At 55.2% G+C, this 18,835-nt stretch carries 24 protein-coding genes and 1 tRNA gene; 8 read left to right on the forward strand and 17 right to left on the reverse strand.

Annotated elements, in window-relative coordinates; genetic code table 11:
- Positions 1–17 precede the first annotated feature (17 nt).
- The 4 genes from pheT (at position 18) to A3OW_RS0103415 (ending at position 3,207) form a co-directional block, all read left to right on the forward strand.
- Entirely contained in the window at positions 18–2,393 is a 2,376-nt protein-coding gene (gene pheT, locus A3OW_RS0103400) for a phenylalanine--tRNA ligase subunit beta (protein WP_020562024.1), read from the forward strand.
- A gap of 4 nt (positions 2,394–2,397) precedes the next feature.
- Positions 2,398–2,694 carry an integration host factor subunit alpha gene (ihfA, locus tag A3OW_RS0103405; protein ID WP_020562025.1) on the forward strand — a complete coding sequence of 99 codons (297 nt, stop codon included), beginning with the start codon at positions 2,398–2,400 and terminating at the stop codon, positions 2,692–2,694.
- Entirely contained in the window at positions 2,678–3,031 is a 354-nt protein-coding gene (locus A3OW_RS0103410) for a MerR family transcriptional regulator (RefSeq protein WP_020562026.1), read from the forward strand. Before ihfA ends, A3OW_RS0103410 begins: the two co-directional genes overlap by 17 nt.
- A 99-nt stretch (positions 3,032–3,130) precedes the next feature.
- Positions 3,131–3,207 (forward strand) — tRNA-Pro (locus A3OW_RS0103415).
- A gap of 606 nt (positions 3,208–3,813) precedes the next feature.
- Here A3OW_RS0103415 and A3OW_RS28165 read toward each other — a convergent pair.
- The 14 genes from A3OW_RS28165 to A3OW_RS23930 form a co-directional block, all read right to left on the reverse strand.
- Positions 3,814–3,984: a hypothetical protein gene (locus A3OW_RS28165; protein WP_020562028.1), complete on the reverse strand. Its 171-nt coding sequence runs from the start codon at positions 3,982–3,984 to the stop codon at positions 3,814–3,816.
- Entirely contained in the window at positions 3,981–4,247 is a 267-nt protein-coding gene (locus A3OW_RS0103435) for a hypothetical protein (protein ID WP_026223298.1), read from the reverse strand. The genes A3OW_RS28165 and A3OW_RS0103435 overlap by 4 nt, the downstream gene beginning before the upstream one ends.
- 67 nt (positions 4,248–4,314) lie before the next feature.
- Positions 4,315–4,665, reverse strand: coding sequence for a hypothetical protein (locus tag A3OW_RS0103440; RefSeq protein ID WP_033411999.1), 351 nt, complete (start codon positions 4,663–4,665; stop codon positions 4,315–4,317).
- 44 nt (positions 4,666–4,709) lie between these two features.
- On the reverse strand, positions 4,710–5,048 hold the full coding sequence (locus A3OW_RS26850; RefSeq protein ID WP_083918125.1) for a hypothetical protein: 339 nt from the start codon (positions 5,046–5,048) through the stop codon (positions 4,710–4,712).
- Complete coding sequence (locus A3OW_RS0103445) at positions 5,045–6,604, reverse strand: YfjI family protein (RefSeq protein WP_020562031.1); 1,560 nt, start codon at positions 6,602–6,604, stop codon at positions 5,045–5,047. The genes A3OW_RS26850 and A3OW_RS0103445 overlap by 4 nt, the downstream gene beginning before the upstream one ends.
- Entirely contained in the window at positions 6,601–7,572 is a 972-nt protein-coding gene (locus A3OW_RS23925; protein WP_020562032.1) for a toprim domain-containing protein, read from the reverse strand. The genes A3OW_RS0103445 and A3OW_RS23925 overlap by 4 nt, the downstream gene beginning before the upstream one ends.
- Positions 7,573–7,576: 4 nt before the next feature.
- Entirely contained in the window at positions 7,577–7,900 is a 324-nt protein-coding gene (locus tag A3OW_RS26855) for a helix-turn-helix transcriptional regulator (protein ID WP_020562033.1), read from the reverse strand.
- Positions 7,901–7,983: 83 nt separating this feature from the next.
- Positions 7,984–8,580 (reverse strand): hypothetical protein, encoded by a 597-nt coding sequence (locus A3OW_RS0103460; RefSeq protein ID WP_020562034.1) that lies wholly within the window; start codon positions 8,578–8,580, stop codon positions 7,984–7,986.
- Between the two features lie 97 nt (positions 8,581–8,677).
- Positions 8,678–8,974 (reverse strand): HigA family addiction module antitoxin, encoded by a 297-nt coding sequence (locus A3OW_RS0103465; protein WP_026223302.1) that lies wholly within the window; start codon positions 8,972–8,974, stop codon positions 8,678–8,680.
- Between the two features lie 17 nt (positions 8,975–8,991).
- On the reverse strand, positions 8,992–10,305 hold the full coding sequence (locus A3OW_RS0103470; protein ID WP_020562036.1) for a tyrosine-type recombinase/integrase: 1,314 nt from the start codon (positions 10,303–10,305) through the stop codon (positions 8,992–8,994).
- 598 nt (positions 10,306–10,903) lie between these two features.
- Positions 10,904–11,074: a hypothetical protein gene (locus tag A3OW_RS27600; protein WP_020561595.1), complete on the reverse strand. Its 171-nt coding sequence runs from the start codon at positions 11,072–11,074 to the stop codon at positions 10,904–10,906.
- Positions 11,071–11,466 carry a DUF5681 domain-containing protein gene (locus A3OW_RS0103480; RefSeq protein WP_020561594.1) on the reverse strand — a complete coding sequence of 132 codons (396 nt, stop codon included), beginning with the start codon at positions 11,464–11,466 and terminating at the stop codon, positions 11,071–11,073. Before A3OW_RS0103480 ends, A3OW_RS27600 begins: the two co-directional genes overlap by 4 nt.
- A gap of 35 nt (positions 11,467–11,501) precedes the next feature.
- Positions 11,502–11,873 (reverse strand): hypothetical protein, encoded by a 372-nt coding sequence (locus A3OW_RS0103485; protein WP_020561593.1) that lies wholly within the window; start codon positions 11,871–11,873, stop codon positions 11,502–11,504.
- Between the two features lie 67 nt (positions 11,874–11,940).
- Positions 11,941–12,261: a hypothetical protein gene (locus A3OW_RS23930; protein WP_020562037.1), complete on the reverse strand. Its 321-nt coding sequence runs from the start codon at positions 12,259–12,261 to the stop codon at positions 11,941–11,943.
- A gap of 301 nt (positions 12,262–12,562) precedes the next feature.
- On the opposite strand from A3OW_RS23930, the gene A3OW_RS26210 reads away from it, so the two are divergent.
- From A3OW_RS26210 to A3OW_RS0103500, 3 genes are read left to right on the forward strand one after another with little or no spacing between them, the layout of a single operon-like run.
- Entirely contained in the window at positions 12,563–12,742 is a 180-nt protein-coding gene (locus A3OW_RS26210; protein WP_020562038.1) for a helix-turn-helix domain-containing protein, read from the forward strand.
- A gap of 42 nt (positions 12,743–12,784) precedes the next feature.
- On the forward strand, positions 12,785–13,189 hold the full coding sequence (locus A3OW_RS26215) for a transposase (protein WP_020562039.1): 405 nt from the start codon (positions 12,785–12,787) through the stop codon (positions 13,187–13,189).
- Entirely contained in the window at positions 13,190–13,489 is a 300-nt protein-coding gene (locus A3OW_RS0103500; RefSeq protein ID WP_020562040.1) for a transposase, read from the forward strand.
- 7 nt (positions 13,490–13,496) lie between these two features.
- Here the strand turns inward: A3OW_RS0103500 and A3OW_RS0103505 are convergent, their stop codons facing one another.
- Genes A3OW_RS0103505 through A3OW_RS0103515 form a run of 3 tightly spaced genes read right to left on the reverse strand, consistent with a single transcriptional unit; the run spans position 13,497 to position 16,537 of the window.
- Positions 13,497–14,834: an ATP-binding protein gene (locus A3OW_RS0103505; protein WP_020562041.1), complete on the reverse strand. Its 1,338-nt coding sequence runs from the start codon at positions 14,832–14,834 to the stop codon at positions 13,497–13,499.
- Positions 14,831–15,502, reverse strand: coding sequence for a response regulator (locus tag A3OW_RS0103510; RefSeq protein WP_020562042.1), 672 nt, complete (start codon positions 15,500–15,502; stop codon positions 14,831–14,833). The genes A3OW_RS0103505 and A3OW_RS0103510 overlap by 4 nt, the downstream gene beginning before the upstream one ends.
- Before the next feature lie 45 nt (positions 15,503–15,547).
- Positions 15,548–16,537, reverse strand: a complete 990-nt coding sequence (locus A3OW_RS0103515) for a malate dehydrogenase (RefSeq protein WP_020562043.1) — start codon at positions 16,535–16,537, stop codon at positions 15,548–15,550.
- A 368-nt stretch (positions 16,538–16,905) separates the two neighbouring features.
- On the opposite strand from A3OW_RS0103515, the gene htpG reads away from it, so the two are divergent.
- A complete protein-coding gene (htpG, locus tag A3OW_RS0103520) occupies positions 16,906–18,834 on the forward strand; it encodes a molecular chaperone HtpG (RefSeq protein ID WP_020562044.1) in 1,929 nt (642 codons plus the stop codon).
- The last annotated feature ends 1 nt before the right edge of the window (position 18,835 follow it).

Here is an 18,835-nt window from a genome sequence, read left to right on the forward strand (position 1 = left end):
CAAGGACAGCATGAGCCATGCAAATTAGTGAAGCCTGGTTAAGAGAATACGTTAATCCAGCAATCGATACCGACGGCCTGGTCGAACAATTGACCATGGCCGGTCTTGAAGTCGACTCGGTGGAGCCTGCGGCGGCCTCGTTCAGCGGCATCGTGGTCGGCGAAGTGCTGGCCATGGAACCGCATCCCGACGCGGACCGGCTGCGCGTCTGCCGGGTGGCGGTCGGCCAGGAAGAATCCTTGCAGATCGTCTGCGGCGCCAGCAACGTTCGAGTCGGTCTGAAAATCCCGGCGGCTTTGATCGGCGCCGAGTTGCCTGGCGATTTCAAAATTAAAAAATCGAAGCTTCGGGGCGTCGAATCCTTCGGCATGCTGTGCTCGGAAAAGGAATTGGGACTGGCGGCCGAATCGAACGGCCTGATGGAACTGGCGGCCGATGCACCGGTGGGTGTCGACATTCGCGAATACCTGTCATTAAACGATTCCCTCATCGAAGTCGATTTGACTCCGAACCGCGCCGATTGCCTGAGCATTGAAGGCATTGCGCGAGAAGTGGCGGTCCTGAATGAAATGCCTTTTGCGCCTTTGGCCTTTGCTAAAAAAGACGTTGCGCACCCGGACTCGTTACCGGTTGCGGTGGCCGCGCCCGATGCCTGTCCCCGTTATCTGGGACGTTTGATCCAAGGCGTCAATCCCGAAGCCGAAACCCCTTCATGGATGCAGGAGCGGCTGAGGCGCTGCGGCTTGAGAAGTCTGGGCCCCGTCGTCGACGTCACCAACTACGTATTGATCGAACTGGGCCAACCTTTGCACGCGTTCGATGCCGACTTGCTGAGCGGCTCCATTCGTGTCCGCTGGGCCGACGAGGGTGAGGAGCTATCCTTATTGAACGGCCAGTCCGTCAAGCTGGATCCGGCCACGCTGGTCATCGCCGATGAACGGCGGGCCCTGGCTCTGGCCGGAGTCATGGGCGGCAGCGAGACCGCGGTCAGCGACACGACTCGGAACATTTTTCTTGAATGCGCCTTTTTCTCTCCGCAGAGCATGGCCGGCAAAGCGAGAAAATACGGGCTTCATACCGATTCTTCCCATCGTTTCGAGCGGGGCGTCGATCCTTATCTTCAAGAAAGGGCCATCGAGCGGGCCACACAACTGATCGTCGATATCGCCGGAGGCCGCGTCGGCCCCATCACCGAGGCGGTGGCGGAGGCGGTTCTGCCTCGGCGCAAACCCATCTTGCTCAGACGGCAGCAGGTCGAGAAAATGCTGGGATTGTTGCCGGAAGATCAAAGGATCGCCGGGATATTCCAATCGCTGGGAATGAAGATCGAGCCTCAGGCCGACGGCTGGCAAGTGACGCCGCCCGGATTTCGCTTCGATATCGCCATCGAGGCCGACCTGATCGAGGAAATTGCTCGCATCTACGGATACAACAATCTGCCGAACAACCGCTTGCTCATGCGTTCGGACATCAGCCCCGTCACCGAATCGGTCCTTGAACTGGACCGGGTGAAGGATCTGCTGGTCGATCGGGGTTATCAGGAAGCGATCACTTACAGCTTTGTCGATGAAGCCATCCAGCAGACGGTCGCGCCGGGGAGCCAGCCGGTCCGCCTGCAGAATCCGATTTCCTCCGAGATGTCGGTGATGCGCACGACCTTGTGGTGCGGACTGTTGAAAGCGGCTTTGCATAATCTCAATCGTCAGCACAGTCGCGTCCGCCTGTTCGAAACCGGATTAAGATTTGTCGCTAAAGATGGCGAGCTTCGCCAGGAAAAAATGGCGGCAGGGCTCGCGACAGGGACGGCTTATCCCGAACAATGGGGCGCGGCTGCCGGAAAAATCGACTTTTTCGATATGAAAGCCGATATCGAAGCCGTCTTTTCGCTGACCGGTTGCGAGGTTCGGTTTGTTGCTGCTCAAAATCCGGCCCTGCATCCCGGTCAGACGGCCGATATTGTAACGGAGGCCGGGGAAAAGATCGGTACGCTGGGCATGTTGCATCCAAATATTGAAAAACAGCTCGGATTCGATAACCCGGTGTTTTTATTTGAATTAAATCAGGATTTGCTGCTGAAAAAACGAATTCCAGCCTTCACTCCGCTGTCTAAATTCCCGTCGGTGAGACGCGATCTGGCTTTGATCGTCAAGGAAGAAGTGACCACCGAGCGAATGCTGTCCTGCATCCGCGGCTGTAACGAAGCTACTCTTCAGGATATGGTCGTGTTTGACGTCTACCGGGGCAAAGGCATCGAGCCTGGTGACAAGAGCATCGCCTTGAGCCTGATCTTTCAGGATCATGCGCAGACCCTTACGGATTCGGAAATAGATGCTATATTTAGCAGGATCTTGGAAACTTTGAAAAATCAAATTAGTGCAAAGCTGAGGGATTGAATTAATGGCATTAACTAAAGCAGATTTTGCCGAACGGCTGTTCGATGAGCTGGGCTTAAACAAGCGCGAAGCAAAAGACATCGTAGAGCTTTTTTTTGAAGAAATAAAAAAATCGTTGGAACATGGAGAGCAGGTAAAGATCTCAGGATTTGGAAAATTCGAACTCCGGGACAAAAACAGCCGCCCCGGAAGAAATCCAAAAACCGGAGAAGAAATTCCCATCACGGCCAGACGTGTGGTAACATTCAGGTCTGGTCAAAAACTTAAAGCCAGAGTAGAAGCATATGCTGGAACCGAGTAATAACAATGAATTGCCGCCCATACCGGCCAAACGTTATTTCACGATAGGTGAAGTCAGCGAATTGTGCGCGGTCAAACCTCACGTTCTTCGTTATTGGGAACAGGAGTTTACCGAGCTCAGTCCGGTCAAAAGACGCGGCAATCGTCGTTATTACCAGCGCCACGATGTGTTGATGATCCGCCAGATACGCTCGCTTCTGTACGAGCAGGGTTATACCATCGGCGGCGCAAGGGCCCATCTGACCAGCGACAACAGCAAGGAAGACGCCACTTTGACCAAGCAACTGATTCATCAGATGGTCATCGAGCTGGAAGATATTCTGGAATTGTTAAAATAGATTTTCTCGAAATTGCAGAGGCGAATATAGTATAATGGCCTCTCCCTCTTCAGGATCGAGTTCTCGATCCTTCATTATCAGTTTATAACTTCAATTTCTCGGGGCGTAGCGCAGTTTGGTAGCGCACTTGCATGGGGTGCAAGGGGTCGAAGGTTCAAATCCTTTCGTCCCGACCAATTGAATCAAGGACTTACGAAAAGCCATCTTTCCGAAAAAAGCAAAAAATCAGTTTCGGGATAACATCCGGGATAACAAAATTTTCCGCTGGCTTGCTTCGCCATAACGCCAGTAAAAAAAGCCCGGCATCGCCGCCATCCCTCCCACTCCCGAAAAACCTGCCGTTCCCGCCATCCCCTCATGCAGTGACGTGCTCCTATTTGGAAACAATCAATTCCCTAGCATGATTCCGTGCCAACTCTTTGAAAGCCGCGCCATACGTGAATTACAGCCGGGTATGATTCTTGCTATTGGCGTTGTTTCCTAAAAGTAGCACATCACGGCATTGCCCGATCCGGTCAACGTCAACATGGGCATGGTGTCCGGCAGGATAAAACCGTCAGGCATAAAAAAGCCGGGTTGCCCCGGCTTGTGGGTGGTTTAGTGCATCGGTCTCGTTGGCGGGTCTGCGATTACTCGGACAATCAGCATATCGGGCAATGGCCGGCCAGGGTGCTCTGCTAGCCATTGACTTGTGCCTGACTGCCCTTGTCTGACGATCACTCGGCCTATCGTCGGAAACGGGTTTCTACGCCCCTCCAGCTTCGCTAATCTCGTTTTGATGCTCATCTAGGAACCCCCGTCTTGACCAACAACACGCGCCCGGCAGTGGTTCGCCCGGTTTCTTCCAGATACCGCTGCATGGCTTCCGCTTCGGTTTCGCCGGGTGAAACGACGATGATAGTCGACTTGTTATTGCCGACTTCAAGCTTGGCTAATCTCGTCTTAATGCTCATTGCTTTGCCTCCAGCGCCTCGATACGCTTCTCTAAATCGCTGCCCTCGATCACCTTGCCGACCGCCTGCAAACACCATACAAGCTTGCTGGCGGTGGCCGGGTCGATCACTTCCGAACGCGCCTCCCGGTACACCTTCGCCATTTCGCGTCGGACATCGGCCATGGTGTCCAGCTTACATCGGTACCGGCCACCTCGTGGTGGGGGTAAGTCCTCTATTTCGCCGGTTTTACCGTCTATCTCTACAGGGTATTGGTTTGCCATTTTTCGGGCCTCCTAGGCGGCTCTACGTTGCGATTTTCGGCATTATAAACCGTGGGTTTAGAATCGCTCATAATTTATCGACCACCAGCGAGTAAGCGTTATAGGGCCTTCCCGCTGGCGACATCTTCTTGCCTAAGAAGGTAATCGCTACCAAGTCGCCTTTATCGGCTCCTTGCGCCCTCAGATTATCTTTTAACCAGGCAGTGAGCCATGCCGCGGTAACGTGCCCGGTTTCGTCCTTGATGAGGATCTGGATGTTTTCGCCGTAAATGCCCGATGCCTTTTGTGAACCGATCAATTCGCCTATCAGGCTTTCGCCCGGTTCCGGCTGCCACGTCTCGATGGCTAACGTCGTCTTTTTTCTTAGGGCGGCGATACGGTCGTTTAGGGTGGCTGACAGATTGTCTTGGTTTTCCATTTTATTTTTTCCTTGCCTTTCGGCGGTGGTTTTCAATTAATAGATCAGTTCGGGCATGAGCATGCTCGTTTTAGATAATACGCCATGGCATCCGGGTTACTGGCGCAATACTCAATAACATCATCCATCACGGCCTGATCCGTTTCACCTATGGAATGAAGCCAGCGGAGAATGGCGGCTCTGTCTTCAGGTTTTACACTGGATCGGTTGTTCAAATCGCCTGTTTTCGATGTTTCGCTGTTCGGCCGAACTTCATTGTTTTGGGGAAAATGAGCCATTTGGCTACTGCCTTTACTGCCTAAAGGGGCTTTTGGCGGTTTTGACAGTGCCTTAGTGGCTTGTTTTTCTGAATTTTGCGCTTTCAATCGGTCAAGGTAGCTCATTCTGAAAACCCTCTCGGATTGGCGGTGTAGATCGTCGCGGTACGTCCGCCGGTCTTCTCTTGCCTTATGCCCAACCAATCGAGTTCGACCAGCAGACGCAAGGCATCGGCGACTTGCTCCCGATCCGACAGCATCGCCCAGCCCGGCCGCCATACGTCACGACTTGAAAAAGTCCGCGATAAGTCGCCCTTGCGTAAGCGCTGAATGATTGCCTTTGCCGCCGATAACTCCGGGCTTGTCACGCTGGCATAGGCCCGTTGTGCATGGGTTTCCAGGTATTCGGCCCACGCCAGGGCTTGCAGCGTTGCCTGTTCTGAGACCGGCCCGGTACCGCCGCCGGCAACGTGCAGGATCAGTGCCAAGCCAGGAACCAGCTTGCGGTATTTGGCAAGGTGGGATTCCATCGCCGGATGAAGGTCTCCACTGCGTAACTTGGCTTCCAAGTCGGTACGCCATTCCAAAAACAAGCCGTGCCCGCCTTCATCGAAGCGCAAGTAAGGCATTCCGTCCGGTTCGCCGTGGTAATCGGTATCTTGCGCCGCGCCGATAGTCATCGGGTCCAAACGGTCCAGTCGGTCGAAAACACGGAAGGCTTCATTTTTGGCGATGCTATCCGGCCATCGATCCACGTTTTTCCAATCGCCGCCGGTGTCCGGCCAGACCAGCAAGCCGAAACGCTGGATTAAGCCGTCATCGCCCGATCCGCCGCGCACGGCTTGCCGGATGTACTCGGCAATCCGGCCCGGCTGCGTCGATCCCAACAGCGATAAACAAACTGCCGGGATATGCAGATTCATCCCACGTGTAATGCGATCGAAGGTATAGGGACTGTCACCGTTCCAGCCGGTCAGATAAAAGCCCCGTGCTTCGGCGTTGTCTTCACGGTCCAACGATTTGAGCAGCGCAACCAATTCATCACGAAAGACCAGCAAGCCGTTAGGATTCTGCCGGTGCAACTCGCCCAGAGCGGCCGCCGTCGTATCGTTGGCAATGTAACGCCGCAAGGCCGGCAAATCCGGCTCATCGACCTGCAAGGCAAAGAGCAATTCCGTTTCCGTTGCGCTGCCTTTTGCCAGCTTCTTTTTGACTTCCGCCGCCGCGCTCTCTTGTTGCAGCTTGAACAAGGTCGCCCGTGCTTTGTAATCGGCCATTTCCGCTTCGTGCGCCTTCGATGCTTCGGCCGCCAATCGCTTGAGTGGAGAAAGCGCCGCCTCCATCGCCGGACTTTTCAGAACGCCAGGCCGCCCGACTACCAGTCCCCATTGATTCGGCGTAACGGTCCAATCGGTCTTGGCTTGCGGCCGAATGCCGATCTTACGGCCAATGGCGGACCCCAAGCCCGACATGATCGCCACGCCCACATAATCGGGAGCACATTGGACGCGCTCACAGATGTCTTGCGCCCAAGGCCGTAACGTATCCGGCAACAAGGTATGATCGAAAGCGGCCACAGGCGGCAAGCCTTCCGGCAAGGGTTGCGGATTAGGCCATTGGTCATCTGCATCCGGGTCAACGGCATCATCAAGCGTCGGAATCTCGATAAAAGGTGCATTCATACCGCCACCTCCGTATTGACCATATCCCGCCAGGCATTGATGGCGTCATTGAAATCCTGCCCCACTATTGGCGGGATGAGATACTTCCCGCCCACGGCCAGCGCCGCCGCCCGTGCCGCTTTCTGGCCGGTGCCGGATGCGTCATTGTCGCCACAGATAATCAGCTCGTGATTCGGGTACAGCGCCTTGATCCGTCTGGCGACTGGCTCCAGATTGCCGGCATTGAACGCCACGATAACCGGCTGCCGGAACCATTCGGATAAACTCGCGCCGGTGGCGAAGCCTTCGGCTATCAGAATCCGGCCCGGCTCGCTTGCTGTCACTCCAGACATGCCAATCCCGAAGAAACAACCTTTGATTTCGCCCCCCGGTAAAAACCGCTTACCGCCGTCGGCCTTGATGAATTGCAGGGAAGTCAAACCGGATTCCCCCATTATCGGAATGACCAGAGACGACCGGCCTTGGTATTCGCTCAGCCTTGCGTTGTGCGGCTGTATCCGCTTGGTTACCAAATAAGGATGTTCCTCTGATTGGTGAATGAGCTTTGAGCGGCTCCAGATAAAACGGGCTTTATCGGCGGCTGTTCGGTGCGCTTGCTGGCGTTCCTGTTCGCGCCGCTGGCGTTCGGCGGCAATGGCGGCCCGGTCGGCATCGGATAATCGTGCTCGCCGGCCGTAGGCCCGCCAGGTCATAGAAGCGCCGGTGGTGAAGTCCAGCGCCCAGCCCGCCGGATGGCCATCCAGGTGCAGGATGTAGGCGCCGTTTTTCGTTCCGGGCTTGTGTCCGTCCAGATGGCCTCGGTGCAAGGTGCCATCGGCAACAATTGCTCCAGTCAAGTGGATTCCGGCGACGCCGGCCGCGTCGGTGAACTGCCGTTCTATGTCCGCTGTGGTAAAATGGTGCTGCTCTGAATTTTTGTAAGCCGCTGGAGTCGGGTAACTCCCAGCGGCTTTTTTGTGTGCGGTCATTGGCTTATGCCTCCTTGCCAATCGTCCGCGCCGCTTCCAGCTCGACGACAAGCTTCTTTATTTCTTCGTCTGATTTTCCGGCTATCCGCGCCGCGTTAATCGCCGCCACTTCATGCGCGGGCCAGCCGGTTTGACTTGCATTTCCGTTTTTGTCGCGGCCAATACAAACAGGTTTTGGGAAAAGGCCGCGTTCGATTTTGCGGTATATCGTTGATCGACTTTCGCCGGTCGCAGCTTCAACGGCAGGGCGGCGTAAAAGCGGCTTAACATCGGGTACAACAGCGGCCGCGGTGGTGGGTCTGATAGTTGGGGTGGTGTGTGTAGCCATTGATATTCCTCAATAAAGGTTGTGCCGCTCCGGGATTGGTGCGGTATGGCTACAGAATAAGGGGGTGGATTCGCTCTAGCCGGTTAGAGCGATTTAACTTTTTTTCTGGCTCTCGACATTCTGTCTTTCAATCCTGATATGGGCGCGTCTTTAAGCTTGCCTTTATCGTAAAAACTGATTACTCCCTCATCCTCATCAATTTGTTCAATCACTGGCCCCGCCTCATGTTGACGCAAAGCTTCCAGAACCCCATGTTCGGTTAAGCTTGGATTACCGATAAGGATTTCGACAATCAGTTCTTGAAGGGAATTAGAGCGTGGTTTTCTTGCGTTCTGCCGCTGTCTGCTTTTCCCGTGCAATGCTTCGTTGATTGCGCCCTCATATAGAACTTGGTGCTGAGCATGAGCTTTTAATTTTTTCCCGGCTGCTTCGAATTTGCCGTTAGCAGCCAATCGCAGAGCGAGGAATAGGGAATCAAGCTCACCATTGCTTAGGTGGTCATCCGGCAATTTTTGTGTTGCTTCGACAATTATATTTCCAGCTTCCAATGGGATATTTAAAGGGTCAAGACCAGCATTTTTAGCATGATCCGCTATCCAGAGTCCGAGAATCAACTTTCCGAGTTCTTCATCGGGTAATTCAAAATGCTCCGGCTCTAAAGGTAGAATTTGAACAGTCATACGCCTCCTTCAAAGCGTTACCCTTCATAATAGGAACCACGCCAGCCGGTTGAAGGTGTCCGGTTTTCGCCCCGTCGGGCTAGGCGTGGTAAACAGGTTATGCCGCCTTCGGTTTTTCGATAGGCTTCACGTTGGGGTGGGGCTTTTGTCTGGCCTGCCACAAATCATACTCGGCCTGCATCCGAACCCAGCTTTCCGCCGTCGGTCCTTTCATCCAGGCTTCGAGCCTTAGCGCCATGTCCGCGCTGATGCCGGCCTTGCCGTTAATCAGCCGGGACAACGCCACGCGGGACACTCCCAATTGAGTAGCCGCTTCGGTCACGCTGATACCCAGTTCGGGAAGCACGTCTTCTTTTAAAATACTGCCCGGATGGGGCGGGTTGAACATCGTCATTTTGTAAGCCTCAATGGTCATTTTGGTGAAGCCCTTTTGAGCACGATCACATTCCTTGCATCCCCGCGTGTCAACAGCTCCAGCCGGCCGCCCAATTTCCGCCAAGCATCGGCTTGCTCGGCCTTCAATTCCTGACGCTGGTAAACCCGCTTCATTTTGTTCTGCTCGGTATGGTTCAGGCATTTTTCAATCACGTCGGGCAGGATGCCCAAATTGCCCATGATCGTGGCTCCGGTGCGCCGTAAATCGTGAGGCGTCCACTTACCGCCGGATAGCCGCAAGGCGTCCTTGTGGGCGCTGCGGTTGCTCAGATTGCGGTCGGTCTGGCGGTCATTGATCTGCTTCGATATGGATTTATCACAGACGTGGGTGGTCTTGGTTCTGTCCATGAATAGCCAGATGTCGGACTCCCGGAAGGCCGCCAGGCGATTGAATTGCTCCAGGGCAAAGTCCGACAAGTAAATCGTGTGGGGCTTGCCGTTCTTACTGTGCTCGTCCGGTATCGTCCAGGTCTTGGCGTTAAAGTCGACATGCTCCCATCGAGCCTTCGACAGTTCCCCGACTCGGCAACAGGTCGAAAGCATGATCCAGATAGCGCACTCGGTTGAGGGAATCAAATGAGCGTCGGGCAATTGGCGGAATAGGGCACGGATTTCGTCGTCGGTCAGGACGCGGTCACGCTCGACCGATTTACCGCCGATTTTCGATTTCCTGATACTGGCGGTGGGGTCGAACTCGATCAGGTCACGATCCACGGCAAAGCGGAACATCTGCCGGACAAGGGACAAGATCAGCTTCGCCATGCGGTTGACGCCACGCAGTAATAGCGCGTCGGTAATCTCCGTTATATGGCCTTTCTTCACGTCGGCCACGGCAAGCTGTCCAATAAACGGCAACACGTCCTTTTCAAACATTCGCCGGATTTCCTTGCCGCCATCCTTCCGGTTTTGCAGGTCGGTAGCGGCCCAGCGTTCGAACAGGTCGCGGACGGTAATCAAGGCTTGCTGCCGGGCAAGCTCGGCCTGTTCATCGAGTTGCTTTTGCCGCTGGCGTTCCTTCTCCAACCGCTTCTCTGTGCTTGGGTCGATGCCGCGTTTAACTTGCGCCTTGAATATTTCGCGTTCTTTCCTGGCTCCGGACAACGTGGTGGCGGTCAAGGTCGCCCATCGCAATTTGCCGCCGATCCGGTAAGCCAATCTGAACGAGACCGCGCCGCCGTCGGTTATTGGACGAATCCGCACGAACAGCCCGCCGCCATCCTTGATAAGCTGCTCTTTATCGGTTGGTTTAAGGTTTCGGAATGCCTTGTCGGTTAATAAATTCTCTGCCATTTGCTATTACCTGTACGTTGTGCAAGGGATAGAACCGCGGTTTTTGCTCATTTTTCCGGGATAACATCCGGGATAACATTTTTATGCGCTTGAGTGAGATTATATGATACGGCTTGAGAATGTGCAACAGTGCAACACAATGAAAAACAAGGGAATAATTTTTCGATAGAAACTCTGTGAGATTGCCTGAAACAAGGATTTACCCTTATGGGGTGCAAGGGGTAGAAGGTTCAAATCCTTTCGTCCCGACCAATTGAATCAAGGACTTACGAAAATCCAGAAACTCCGGAAATCAGAAAAAAGGGTTTTCGGGTAACTTTCGGGTAACTTTTCTGAAAAATTAGGCTGCGTGTTTCCGCCATCCCCCCCACTCCCACCCCTACCGCTTCCGGCATCCCCCCATGCAGTGACGTGCTTCTATTTGGAAACAATCAATTCCCTAGCATGATTCCGTGCCAACTCTCTGAAAGCCGCGCTATCCGTGCGTTACAGGCGGGCATGATTATTGCTTTGGGCGTTGTTTCCTGAAAGTAGCATATCACTGCAATGCCGATATGAACGCCGGGCACAAAAAAGCCGAGTTGCCCCGGCTTGTTGTTTAGGCGGTTTTATCCGCCTCATCCAAGAATACCACCTGATCCGGTTTCTCGTCTGGGTAACAGCGTTGTAACGCCTGCTCCTCGGTTTCTCCGTCCATCAGGATAATCACCACCAGCCCTATGGGGCGGTGTTTGGCTTCCAGTTTATTTACTCTCGTCTTGATACTCATTGTTTCGCCTCCAGGGCTTCCACTCGTCTAGTCAGTTCATCCACTTCAATGATTTTCGATTGCGCCGCCAGGGCGGTTATCAACTGGCTGCCGATGTCGGGCGGTATCTGCCCGGCCATCGTTGCCCGGATAATTTCGACGCCTTGTTCGGTCAGCGATCCGTTCACGGGCAAGCTAATCGGCAAAGCTTGCGGCTTCAATGGCGGGCATACCCGGTCAATCAAGACCTTGGCGGCGGCCACGTCTCCGGCCTTGGCCTGTTCGACCAGTTGCGCCAGAATCTCCGGCATGGCGTCGGCAATGGCTTTTCGAAGTTTTGTTGCCGGGGTAGCTCCGGGTTCCCGGCCTTTGGGATTGCCCGATTGTCCGGGCTTGAATTTTGTATCTGCCATCCTGCTGAAATCCTGCTGATTCAGGTTGATTATAATTAAACATTGTTCAATTTATCGACGACCAGCGAATAAGCGTTATACGGTCGCCCCGCTGGCGACATCTTCTTGCCTAAGAAGGTAATCGCTACCAAGTCGCCTTTATCGGCTCCTTGCGCCCTCAGATTATCTTTTAACCAGGCAGTGAGCCATGCCGCGGTAACGTGCCCGGTTTCGTCCTTGATGAGGATCTGGATGTTTTCGCCGTAAATGCCCGATGCCTTTTGTGAACCGATCAATTCGCCTATCAGGCTTTCGCCGGGTTCCGGCTGCCATGTCTCGATGGCTAAGGTGGCTTTCTGTTTCAGAGCGGCTATACGGTCATTGATGTTGGTAGGTAAGGGGAGGGTGGTTTCGGTAATGTTGTTCATGGTGGTGTTCCTTCGTTTCGCCAATGATTGGATATGCGTACTCTTTGCGTACCGCCTTGCGTACTGTTCAAGCGTATTCGTCCGTGCCGGTGTAGTCTTTGCAGCGGCGGGGAATGTCATCGACCGGCCTGAACCGCTGCCGGGTGCAATAGCCGTTCCTCAGGTTCAGGCATTCGCGGCAATGATGGCGGTCATCCGGCGGTGGGATTTCTTCAGCCCGCTTCAGGTAGTAGGCCAGGGCTTCGGGGTTGCCGGCGCAATAGTCGAGCACGTCGTCGATGAGGGCTTTGTCCGTTTCGCCGATGAAGTGCAGCCAGGCCAGGATGGCGGTTTTCTCATGCCGGGTAGGCGAATCGCCCAGAATGCCATCAAGGAGGCCGTCAAGCATTGGGCAAGACCTCCCATTCGGCGGGGGCGATTCGGACATCGCTGTTAACCACATCGACGGCCTTCCGAATCATGCCGCACTCACGCAAGATCGATTAGGCGGTGTCTCGCTTGTGCTTGTTCCGTAAGTGCTTGGGTGTTGCCGTTTTCAAGTGGTCGTAAAAGCGTTCAAATCCGGATTTGCCGTTCTGCTCCGGTTCAAGATTAACCCGCTGCACATTCGCTAGAGCATTTTCAGATTGAATTAATGGCAACTTCTATCGGTAAGAGGCATCGAAGATTTATTTGAAGGAGAGAACCTCATGCCTCAAGCTCATTCGATGGATTTGCGCCAGCGGATGATCGAAGCCCGCGAGGAAGGACAGACTGTAGCCCAGGTCGCGAAACGCTTCGCGGTCGGCCCGTCCTTTATTGAAAAGTTGCCGCAGCGGTGGCGGGAGTGCGGTACGCTGGAAGCCAAACCCCACGGCGGCGGAGGCTAGCCCAAGCTATCCCCCGAACAGGACGAGAGGCGGCGTACCCTGTTGAGAAAGAAGTCCGATACGACGCCGGTCGAGTTGCGGCAGAAGTTGGGGATCCAGGTTCACCTCTCGACGCTCTGGTATCGTCTTCGGCGTCTGGGCCCGACGTTTAAAAAAATACTGACAGCGGCCGAGCAAGAGTGTGAGGGCAAGCGCCTTCAGCGCGATGCCTGGCAAGCCGCGCAGCCGATGCTGGATCCGGCCCGACTGGTCTTCGTTGATGAGACCGGTCTCGATACGGCCATGGTGCGCCGCACCGGCTGGGGCGACTGCGGACAGCGGGTTCGCGGTTCGTCTTCACAGAAGCATTGGCATACGAGCACGTTCGTGGCCGTCTTAGGCCAGCGGGGATTGACCGCCCCGATGGTGAGTCGGGGACCGATGGACGGGTCCCTGTTCAAGCCGTAGGTGCAGGCGTTCCTCTGTCCGACGCTCGCACCGGGCGACATCGTGATCTGGGATAACTTGTCATCCCATCCGGTGGCGGGGGTTCGCGAGGCCATTGAAGCGGTCGGAGCGGTTCTCAAACCCTTGCCGCCTTACAGTCCGGATTTCAATCCCATCGAACAGTTCTTCGCCAAGCTGAAAGCCGGGCTCCGAAAGGCCGGGGAGCTGTGGGAGGCTCTTGCCGAGGTGTTGGACCAGTTCTCTCCGGCGGAATGTGAAAATTATCTTCGCGGCGCCGGGTATGCCTTACAGATAAAATGAAAATGCTCTAATCCGTTCGCTCGATTGCATTGAGCTCGGCCTCCACGCAAAACCCGCCCAATTCGTCCGAGCGGCGCAAAGTCAGACGACCCCGGTATTGCTCGGCGATCCACTGGGCGATGGCCAGGCCGAGTCCGTGACCACTGACTTCTTCATCCAGGCGCGCGCCGCGCTGGGTTAATATCGCCAGGTCGTCATCCGAAACGCCGGGCCCGTCGTCCTCGACAATCAAACGGATCCGGCCGTTGCAATGAAAAGTGAGCTTGATCCTGGATTTGGCCCATTTGCAGGCGTTGTCGAGCAGATTGCCGGTTAGCTCGAGCAGGTCTTCTCTGTCGATGTGTAACGCTCCCGCCTCCGGCGCAACAAAATCGATTCTCAGCTTCTTGTCCCGGTACATGCTTTGCAGAACCTGGATCAGCGCCGGAATTTCCCGACGGACGTCGAATTTGGCGACGGAAGGCCCCGAGCCGGCCAGACGCGCCCGTTTCAATACCCGCTCCATCAATTTTTGCATGTTGCCGGTTTGGGCTTGCAGCACACCGCGGATTTCGGGGTGCAAGGCCAGCGCTTCTTCGCGCGGCAATTGCTGTAGCACGGTCAGAGGCGTTTTCAGGGCATGAGCGAGATCGGCCAGGGCATGGCGGGAACGTTGCAGCCGTTGATCCAGTATTTTCAACAGCCAATTGACTTCGCGCACCAAGGCTACGACTTCATAAGGCACGTCGGTATCGATCTGGGTTCTTTCGCCGCGTTCCAGGGAGCGGAGCTGCTGCTGTATCCGAACCAGAGACCGGAAGCCGCCGCGCAGAATGACGATCTGCACCAGGATCAGGAACAGCAGCAGAACCCCGGACCACAGCGTGAAGCGGGTTTCGAAAGTCTCGATCAACGTCAGCGTCGGCGATAAATCCTCGGCGACGGCGACCGTCAGCGAGCGGTCGTGCTTCCGGTAGCCATAGGCCATGATCATCAGCGGTTGTCCCTCGGGCCCGTTCCGGTAAAATCTTTCGGAGGAGCCCGGAGGCAGGGCGGGCGCGGGAAAATCCCGGTCGCCCAGAGAAAGCGAGCGGAGCGTCTGATTCCGGCTCGTCACCCGGTAATACTGACCGGATTTAGGCTGGAGATAAACCGGTTCAATCTGGGCAACGTCCACTGCCAGGGAACCGGAGGCGTCGGTATGAACGGCCGCGAGGATGCTTTCGGCATCGTGCTCAAGATGCGCGGCCATCGCGTCTTCGGCCAGAGCGCGCACGGCGTCGGCGGTTAGCCACCAGAGCGTAAAAAAGACGGTGATCAGGCTGATCAGCAAGCCGACGCCCAGACGCAGTTGCAGCGATTTCATTCCGTGCGGTCCTTGAACACATAGCCTTGCCCGCGGCGGGTTTCGAATCGGTGCTTGCCCAGGAGACGGCGCAGATGATTGATGTAGACCTCGATGACGTTGCTGTCCTTGTCGGATTCGAAATCGTAAATCTGATCGGTCAGCATCGACTTGCTGAGCACCTGTCCCGGATGCAGCAGAAAAAAACGCAACAGCTTGAATTCGATGCCGGTCAGATCGTGGACCTCGCCGGTTTCGGTTCGGACTTGCCGGCGTTCTTCGTCGAGGGTCAAGCCGCCGACCTGCAAATGGCCGCCGCCGGGTTGCTGATGGGTCCGATGCAGCAGCGCCTTGATCCGGGCCAGGAGTTCCTCGATATGAAAAGGTTTGGCCAGATAGTCGTCGGCGCCGGCCTTGAATCCGTCCACTTTTTCATACCAGGCATCGCGCGCCGTCAGGATCAGCACCGGAATGGCGTTCCGTTTCGCCCGCCAGTTCTGCAGCACGGTCAATCCGCTCCGCTGCGGCAAGCCCAGATCCAGCACGGCCAGCGCATAAATGTCTTCGTTTCCGAGAAATTCGCCTTCGATCCCGTCCAGGGCCACGTCCACCGCATAACCGGCCTTTTCCAGGTCCTTTTTCAGGATGCGCACCAGATCCGGATCGTCTTCAATCAACAGCAAACGCATGGATTTTGTCAAATTCTTGTGAAAGGTGAAAGAAAGTCGGTAAGTTTAGGTGCATGCCGTTCTTCGCCTGGCCGATTGGGTGCTCTCTTGTTCCATCGGCGATTCTTCGTCATCCAGCCCGCCGCCATCGGGATAGAGTAACCGATTGATGTTGGCTTTTACCAGCGCGGCGGTCGTTGCCAATGCTTGCTGCTCCAATAAATTCAAATCAGGACGCAAATACCGGGTGACGCCGGCCCGGCCGACCACGACCGGAATGCTGAAACAATTTTTTTTGATGCCCAGCCACTCGTTGAAATAAAGGCTCAACGGCATGGTGCGGTGATCGTCGTAAACGATCGCCTGAATCACCTCGCAGGCGGCGGTGGCGATGGCGTAATTGGTATGGCCTTTCAAGCCGTAGACTTCATGGCCCGCGTTATTGACGGTCTCGCAGAGAAGACGGTTCGGAAGATTGTCGACGATCTGTTCGCTGCCGGCCGAAGCATGGCTGAACACCGGAAATTGATGGGGACCGTGTTCGCCCAGGATGTAGGCGCGCAAATCGGCCGGATGAATCTGTTCCATCCGGGAGAGCAGGGAGCGGAATCGGGCCGAATCGACCAGTGTGCCGATGCCGAGCACTTTGGAAGCGCTGAATCCGCTCAGCCGGTAGGTGAGGTAAGTCATGACTTCAACCGGATTGGTGATGACGATAAAAATGGCGTCGGGATTGTTGGCCGCCAGGTCCGGGATCAACTCCTTGAACAGAGCGACATTGGCAGGACCCAGTTCGATTCTGGATTTCATCGCCGCGAACGGCACCGATGCGGTCATGATCAGAATATCGCAAGCCGTGACCTCTTCGATGCGGCTGCTTTCGATGATGATGGGATGCTCGCAGAACGACAGCGTATGCTGCAGGTCCAGGGCATCGCCTTGTGCTTTCGTGACGTTCCGGTTGGCCAGAACCAGATGTTTGCATAAACCTTTCAATACCAGCCCATACGCCAGGGTTGAGCCTACGTGCCCCATGCCGATGATTCCGATTTTCATAGTCGAAGTCTCCAAATTCCTGAAATGCCGCAACCACCGCGTCAGCGACAATCACGGTAATGCAACCAAGGTTTAGGTCAGGCTTGTTCAAAGGATCTGTCCGTGAATCCGGCGCCGCCGATGGTTTACCGCCTTTCCTGTAATTATTCTCAAGCAAGATGGATGCCAATAAATTGACAAGATGAGATCGTTAAGGATGGGCCGGCCGGCTGCCCGATTCAGCGAAAGATGCCTGTTTTTACACTAAAACCTCGTTTTCAGTATGGTTCAAAGGCGCGATTGTTGCAATCGAGCCCGGCCGGACTTGAAAAATGACAAAAAGACCCAATGATTGCCCGGATGCAATTTTTTACCAGGAAACATTCACCATGACTGTAGAAGCAAAAAAAGAAACCCTCGGCTTTGAAACCGAAGTCAAACATCTGTTGCATTTGATGATCCATTCCTTGTACAGCAACAAGGAAATCTTTTTGCGGGAGCTTATTTCGAACGCTTCCGATGCCGCCGACAAATTGCGCTTTCTGGCACTGTCCGACGAAAGCCTGTACGAAGGCGACAGCGATTTGAAAATCCGCCTCGAAGTCGACAAGGACCAACGCATCATCAAGGTGATCGACAACGGCATCGGCATGACCCGCGCGGAAGTGCAAGAGCACATCGGCACCATCGCCAAGTCCGGCACCAAGCAGTTCTTCGAAGCGTTGACCGGAGACCAGGCCAAGGACAGCGAGCTGATCGGCCAGTTCGGCGTCGGCTTTTATTCCGCGTTCATCGTGGCCGATAAAGTGACGCTGATCACCCGCAAGGCCGGTGCGCCGCTTAACGAAGGCGTGCGCTGGGAGTCGAGCGGGGAGGGCGACTACACGATCGAAACGGTCGACAAGGAAAAGCGCGGCACTGAAATCATCCTGCATTTGAAAGAGTCCGAAAGCGAGTTTCTCGACGGCTACCGCATCCGCTCGGTCGTACGCAAGTTCTCCGACCATATCTCGCTGCCGATCGTCATGGACAAGGAAATTCCGCCTTCCTACGACGACGAAGAGAAAGAAGAGGAAAAACCGGCGCCGGTAATCGAGGAAGAAACCGTCAACAGTGCCTCCGCGCTCTGGACCAAGGCGCGCCAGGACATTTCCGAAGACGATTACAACCAGTTTTACAAGCATGTCGGCCACGACTTTCAGGATCCTCTGGCTTACGTGCACAGCAAGGTCGAAGGCACCAACGAATACACCCTGCTTCTCTACGTGCCGTCGCGCGCACCATTCGATCTGTGGGACCGCGACAACAAGCACGGCGTCAAGCTGTACATCCGCAAGGTGTTCATCACCGACGACGCCGAGCAGTTGATGCCGCGCTATCTGCGCTTCATCAAAGGCATCGTCGACGCCAACTCGCTGCCTCTCAACGTTTCGCGCGAGATTCTGCAGCAAAGCAAACAGATCAGTACGATCAAATCCGGCGCGGTCAAGAAAGTGCTCGGCATGCTGGAAGGGCTGGCGAAAAACGAACCGGAAAAATACGAAAAATTCTGGACCGAATTCGGCGCGGTGATGAAGGAAGGACCGATCGAAGACCATGCGAACAAGGAACGCATCGCCAAACTGCTGCGCTTCGCGTCGACTTTTAACGACAGCGACAAACAGTCGGTCAGCCTCGAAGATTACGTTAGCCGGATGAAGGAAGGCCAGGAAAAGATCTACTATGTGACCGCCGACAGCTACGCGGCCGCGAAGAACAGCCCGCATCTGGAAATCTTCCGCAAGAAGGGCATCGAGGTGCTGCTGTTGTCCGACCGGGTCGACGAATGGCTGGTTTCAAGCCTCGACGAATTCGACGGCAAGCACCTGCAATCGGTCGCCAAAGGGCAGCTCGATCTCGGCAAGCTGGACGACGAGGAAGAGAAAAAGCATCAGGAAGAAGTCAGCAAGGATTTCGAGTCGGTGCTGAAGCAGATCCAGGACGTGCTCGGCGACAAAATCAGCGAGGTCCGGGTGAGCCACCGTCTGACCGAATCGCCGGCCTGCCTGGTGTCCGATATTTACGGCATGAGCCTGAACATGGAACGGATCATGAAGGAAGCCGGCCAGAAAATGAGCTTCGGCAAAAAACCGATCTTCGAAATCAATCCGGATCATGCAGTGATCCAGCGTCTGAAAGCCGAGCAGGACGATGCGCGCTTCGCCGATCTGACGCACATCCTGTTCGACCAGGCGATCCTGGCCGAAGGCGGCCAGCTCGACGATCCGGCCGCGTTCGTGCACAAGCTGAACGGATTGCTGCAAGGACTCTTGCACTAAC

The organism is Methylosarcina fibrata AML-C10, assembly GCF_000372865.1.
In the GTDB taxonomy this organism is placed as follows: Bacteria; Pseudomonadota; Gammaproteobacteria; order Methylococcales; family Methylomonadaceae; genus Methylosarcina; species Methylosarcina fibrata.

Coding starts and splice junctions, on each gene's coding strand:
- pheT (WP_020562024.1), top strand. CDS start 18: ATGCAAATTAGTGAAGCCTGGTTAAGAGAATACGTTAATCCAGCAATC.
- ihfA (WP_020562025.1), top strand. CDS start 2,398: ATGGCATTAACTAAAGCAGATTTTGCCGAACGGCTGTTCGATGAGCTG.
- A3OW_RS0103410 (WP_020562026.1), top strand. CDS start 2,678: ATGCTGGAACCGAGTAATAACAATGAATTGCCGCCCATACCGGCCAAA.
- A3OW_RS28165 (WP_020562028.1), bottom strand. CDS start 3,984: ATGAGCATTAAGACGAGATTAGCCAAGCTTGAAGTCGGCAATAACAAG.
- A3OW_RS0103435 (WP_026223298.1), bottom strand. CDS start 4,247: ATGGCAAACCAATACCCTGTAGAGATAGACGGTAAAACCGGCGAAATA.
- A3OW_RS0103440 (WP_033411999.1), bottom strand. CDS start 4,665: ATGGAAAACCAAGACAATCTGTCAGCCACCCTAAACGACCGTATCGCC.
- A3OW_RS26850 (WP_083918125.1), bottom strand. CDS start 5,048: ATGAGCTACCTTGACCGATTGAAAGCGCAAAATTCAGAAAAACAAGCC.
- A3OW_RS0103445 (WP_020562031.1), bottom strand. CDS start 6,604: ATGAATGCACCTTTTATCGAGATTCCGACGCTTGATGATGCCGTTGAC.
- A3OW_RS23925 (WP_020562032.1), bottom strand. CDS start 7,572: ATGACCGCACACAAAAAAGCCGCTGGGAGTTACCCGACTCCAGCGGCT.
- A3OW_RS26855 (WP_020562033.1), bottom strand. CDS start 7,900: ATGGCTACACACACCACCCCAACTATCAGACCCACCACCGCGGCCGCT.
- A3OW_RS0103460 (WP_020562034.1), bottom strand. CDS start 8,580: ATGACTGTTCAAATTCTACCTTTAGAGCCGGAGCATTTTGAATTACCC.
- A3OW_RS0103465 (WP_026223302.1), bottom strand. CDS start 8,974: ATGACGATGTTCAACCCGCCCCATCCGGGCAGTATTTTAAAAGAAGAC.
- A3OW_RS0103470 (WP_020562036.1), bottom strand. CDS start 10,305: ATGGCAGAGAATTTATTAACCGACAAGGCATTCCGAAACCTTAAACCA.
- A3OW_RS27600 (WP_020561595.1), bottom strand. CDS start 11,074: ATGAGTATCAAGACGAGAGTAAATAAACTGGAAGCCAAACACCGCCCC.
- A3OW_RS0103480 (WP_020561594.1), bottom strand. CDS start 11,466: ATGGCAGATACAAAATTCAAGCCCGGACAATCGGGCAATCCCAAAGGC.
- A3OW_RS0103485 (WP_020561593.1), bottom strand. CDS start 11,873: ATGAACAACATTACCGAAACCACCCTCCCCTTACCTACCAACATCAAT.
- A3OW_RS23930 (WP_020562037.1), bottom strand. CDS start 12,261: ATGCTTGACGGCCTCCTTGATGGCATTCTGGGCGATTCGCCTACCCGG.
- A3OW_RS26210 (WP_020562038.1), top strand. CDS start 12,563: ATGCCTCAAGCTCATTCGATGGATTTGCGCCAGCGGATGATCGAAGCC.
- A3OW_RS0103505 (WP_020562041.1), bottom strand. CDS start 14,834: ATGAAATCGCTGCAACTGCGTCTGGGCGTCGGCTTGCTGATCAGCCTG.
- A3OW_RS0103510 (WP_020562042.1), bottom strand. CDS start 15,502: ATGCGTTTGCTGTTGATTGAAGACGATCCGGATCTGGTGCGCATCCTG.
- A3OW_RS0103515 (WP_020562043.1), bottom strand. CDS start 16,537: ATGAAAATCGGAATCATCGGCATGGGGCACGTAGGCTCAACCCTGGCG.
- htpG (WP_020562044.1), top strand. CDS start 16,906: ATGACTGTAGAAGCAAAAAAAGAAACCCTCGGCTTTGAAACCGAAGTC.